The sequence below is a fragment of the Anaplasma phagocytophilum genome (genome assembly GCF_023476575.1).
Taxonomy (GTDB): Bacteria; Pseudomonadota; Alphaproteobacteria; order Rickettsiales; family Anaplasmataceae; genus Anaplasma; species Anaplasma phagocytophilum_A.
Genome location: NZ_JAHLEX010000093.1, coordinates 1 through 4,631, shown reverse-complemented (window position 1 = coordinate 4,631; position 4,631 = coordinate 1). Strand labels below are relative to the sequence as shown.

Genomic DNA, 4,631 nt, shown 5'->3' with positions numbered 1-4,631 from the left:
TAAGCAGGATATAGTAGAAAGAGGCATATTCTACGGTTGGATGTTGATAACAGCGAAGCAACTCACCTTATCTACAATTTGTCATTCAAGAAGCTGAGAAAACGTATCTATTTCTTATAGTGTGGTTAATTTTTCGTATAAAGCTATGATGTTACACCTCGAAATTAATGTTATACATTAAGACTTAGAGCATTATGCAGTGATATTCAAACTTCTCGTAGTATGCCGTCTTTATACGCATGGCATTTTCTGCTTTTTTTCCATATTTTATATGTCTCTCCTATACTGCTTTGCTGAGCTTAGTATAGCCAGTATAGTCATTGACAGCCAAAATTGGTATGCTATCCTTTATCGCTATGTTGCGTAGGTCTGTTATGCTGTTAAGGTTTTTATCTATATGCTGTGCTCTTTGCACATTAACTGGGTGTTTGTCTCATGTTCAGTATAATGGATATCCGTCAACAAATATAAAGCGCTGGGATAACGTGAAAGAGGGCGCTTCCAAGACAGAAATTATCAATGTTTTAGGCTATCCAGTGCTTGAAGAGGATAATAATTGGATATATCCGTCTTGTATGTTACAAAAGGTTGCGGCTTCTATATTCCGTGAATACAGTTGTGACGTATTGAAAGTTGCATTCGATGCCGATGATAATGTTGAAACTGTCGTGCGCCTACACACTCCTACTAGAAGTTTGCATAAAGTCTTGAAGTCAAAAACAAGTATCACTGGAATACATGATGGAATATGGCGAAAGGTTGAAAGGGTTTTTGGTGCAGCAAGCTAGTATCGTCAAGTGAGCATTATGGCCTACTATACGATGATGATTGTTGTTATTGTTGTATGCTGTTGTTGTGCAGTGGCGGAAGTTGGCTCAATAACAAGGTATGTGAAGCTGAGAGCTGTCTTTCCGTAATATAAGATGTTAGCTGATAGAGCATATCACTGCTTACTATGGAGATTTCACGAGTAATCTAAAAGCTTGAGCGAAACCTGTGCACAATTGAAGAATACAGTATATTTAAAAAATATGTCATTTGTGCACAAATAACTATAATGGCTCTATTGTTTTGAGAGTTGTTGTAATATCTCAGCATGCTGCTACATATATGCATAACGCGAAGCTATACATATCTCCTGCTACGTTTTTAAACTAGGTATGTTATGGTATATTTATGCCGTGCATATTTGCCGCACGTTTATGTGCAATCACGCCATATAAAAGTAATAACGTATGCAAGAACTGAATTCTATGAGATAGTGTGTGTGCTTGAGTGAGAGGAGCTAACTTTATGTAATCATCAGAAGTACCTGTCAAAAGAATAGTCCAGTGTGCTGGTATATTGACGGGGTATTATGAAGAAATTAGAGATAAGCCATAGTTATATATCACTCTTTGGCATTAAGCTTGGTAATACGTTTTTCATAAATGTACTCATCTGCGAACACCTCTGTGGCTTTTACGTACCTATGTCACTCGCGTGAATTTTTGTAGCAGAGCTTAACTCCTAGTCTGTCTGTGAGTTAGCGTATTATGATGGTCAAGGAGGTTTTCCATTGATCACGCAACTACGTTCTGGGAGCCAAGCTCTACACTTTTCAAGTTTGGAGAATGCGTAAACACTTGCAGTTGTATACTCTCATTGTGACTAATCTTACGCAGGGTAAAAGAAGAATGTAACCCTCTCCTATTCTTTATGCACACTCCCTCAAATGTGAGTTCATTATACACAAAAATAGCATTAAAGGAGACATAATGCTGCTGCTACCTTCTTATAGCAATGAAAATTCTGTTTCCAATTTCTTCAATTAATGAAGCAATTGAAATTTTTACCTTATATTGCTTTATAGAAAAAAGCTCAAACGGCTAAAATATATGAGAAATGTGATTTTAAAACCCTGCCATCCAATGGGGATCGTCATAATGCATGACTAGGAAGATTCTATATGTTAGTAAAGAGCTGTTTTTTCTCCCCTTAAGAATATAACCTAATAATCTATGAGAATAACATTTTCTTCAGCATATAGATGCTACGCTATATAGCGATAAATAGAGATGATAACATAACCATACTATAGACTCTTCCCTCTCCCAAAAAGCAACTATTAGCGTTTTCCATTAAGCTTTAGTGCGCGTTACATGCTTTAATGTTGTGTAATGTACTCCATAAATGTATGCTAATCGGGAATATTTTTCATCATAATGCACATGAATATTTCTGAAATTTACCCATCATCTAATAAAATATACATTAATTGCACTTTATATCCGAATGTTAAGGTCGGAATGCGCCAAATCAATATTAGAAATTCTTCACTACCTTTCCTTCTTTACGATACTGCTGGTCCTTATACTGATTGTGCTATTAAGATCAACATAACTGAAGGAATATCTAATAAATTAAGGCAAGATTGGATAGCTCGCAGGAATGATACCTACCCTATACGCAAGGCTAGGACTATTTCTGATAGTCGAAGTACAAAGGCTCTTTCTGGAGTTGACAGAGTAATATTGAAAGGAATAGCTGGAGGTGTTCCAGTAACTCAACTCTTTTATGCTAAAAATGGTATTATAACGCCGGAGATGGAATATGTAGCCGTTCGGGAGAACGCTTTACATGAACAGGCAGAGGCTATGTCTGGTCTGTTATTACCTAAGCGACGTAAAATAACACCTGAGTTTGTGCGAGAAGAGATAGCATGCGGAAGAGCTGTCATACCATCAAATATAAATCATCCGGAATCCGAGCCTATGATTATAGGTAGAAACTTCTTCGTGAAAATAAATGCTAATATAGGAAATTCTGCTGTACTTTCAAATATCGAAGATGAAGTGAAAAAGATGGTTCTAGCCGTTACGTATGGAGCTGATACAGTAATGGATCTGTCTACTGGTCATGATATTCACAACATACGGGAATTGATAGTGCGCAATAGCCCAGTGCCTATAGGTACTGTGCCCATATATCAAGCTCTGAACAAAGTTAATGGCATAATTGGGGATTTAAGCTTTGAAGTGTTTAAAGAAACAATAATAGAGCAGGCTGAGCAGGGAGTGGATTACTTCACCATACACGCGGGTGTGTTGAAGAGCTACATTGAGCATACCCGTTCACGCACTACAGGAATTGTATCGCGTGGTGGTGCGATAATGGCGCAGTGGTGCTTACTACACAACAAAGAGAACTTCTTGTACGAGAATTTTGAAGAGATTTGTGAAATCATGCGTAGTTACGACGTAACATTCTCTTTGGGAGATGGTCTTAGACCCGGGTCGATCAACGACGCAAATGACATAGCACAGTTTTTAGAGCTTCGCACTTTGGGAGAATTGGTCAAAATAGCGCGTGCGCATGATTGTCAAGTTATAGTAGAAGGTCCTGGCCACGTACCTATGCATTTGATTGAAGAAAATGTAAAAAAGCAACTTGATTTTTGTGATGAGGCGCCATTTTATACACTAGGCCCTCTAACTACGGATATAGCTCCTGGCTATGACCACATAACTAGCGCCATTGGTGCTGCTATGATAGGTTGGTATGGAACTGCGATGTTGTGCTACGTAACACCTAAAGAGCATCTCGGGTTACCAAATGCAGAAGACGTAAAAGCGGGTGTAATATCTTACAAAATCGCTGCTCATGCTGCTGACCTTGCAAAAGGTAATCCTGCCTCGTTTGCTCGTGATTATGCTCTCAGCCAAGCAAGGTATGATTTTAGGTGGGAGGACCAGTTCAACTTGTCTATAGATCCCGCAACTGCTAAGAAGCTGCACGATGAATCTTTACCTGGAAAGGGCGGAAAAACAGCACATTTTTGTTCCATGTGCGGGCCAAAATTTTGTTCCATGAAACTTAGCAAGGCTCTCAATGACTGACGTATTATTCCGTAAGTATAGCAATTTTTTGTCCATATGCCGCAGCACGTGTCTGCAGCTATGAAAGTGTAATTAGGAGACTAGTAAGAAAGACAGTAGAAAAAACACTATGTAGTGTGATGTTTTACCTACATTATCTATAGACAAGGAGCGAGTGGATGTTTTTTCCAGTAGAAAATGGTTTTTGTATCCCATTGCTATAAAAATGCAAGTGAGTAATATGATTATCGCAGGTGTATGAGATTCACTAGTTTTGTGGGTTGGGTCTACACGAACGGTAAGGCCTGCTGAGTAGGTATTGTTGCAACACAACGTAGAGCTTTGTGGGGTAGCGATGCAAGGTGGAGTCTTTAGAGAGCCTTAGGTGCATTATAATAATGTTTTGCTCGGCATTGCTTCGTATAGGAACGGGCAATTTCTGATGTAATAATTTCTCACTGATGCTGACGGAACCTTCGCATGTATCGAGCTCGTGGGTGTGTTGACTTTAGCGGCAGATTAGTGCGTTTTGTGCTATGGGGATATTAGTCTCGAGAAACGTAAGTGTAGTAGCTGCGCTTTACAAGGCGATCGTATTGCAGTTTATTATCACAGTTTAAAGAACTATATCGAGAGATCATTACTATATAAAGTTCTTTTGACTTTATATTATTTAAACCCTACATCAGGGTCTGTGCATATTACGCTTTTTTTTTCAGTATAGGTCATGACATATTTTTAAAGAATGCTCACATCCTTTAACTCGATTTGTTA

At 38.5% G+C, this 4,631-nt stretch carries 2 protein-coding genes and 1 pseudogene; 2 read left to right on the top strand and 1 reads right to left on the bottom strand.

Annotated elements, in window-relative coordinates; translation table 11 throughout:
* Window positions 1-374 precede the first annotated feature (374 nt).
* Window positions 375-788, top strand: a complete 414-nt coding sequence (locus KPX09_RS04475) for a hypothetical protein (protein WP_249549180.1) — start codon at window positions 375-377, stop codon at window positions 786-788.
* 798 nt (window positions 789-1,586) lie between these two features.
* Here the strand turns inward: KPX09_RS04475 and KPX09_RS04470 are convergent.
* Window positions 1,587-1,715, bottom strand: a pseudogene (locus KPX09_RS04470) (50S ribosomal protein L19); the annotation flags it as partial.
* 489 nt (window positions 1,716-2,204) lie between these two features.
* Between KPX09_RS04470 and thiC the strand changes: the two are divergent.
* Window positions 2,205-3,878: a phosphomethylpyrimidine synthase ThiC gene (gene thiC, locus KPX09_RS04465; protein ID WP_249549179.1), complete on the top strand. Its 1,674-nt coding sequence runs from the start codon at window positions 2,205-2,207 to the stop codon at window positions 3,876-3,878.
* Window positions 3,879-4,631: the final 753 nt, after the last annotated feature.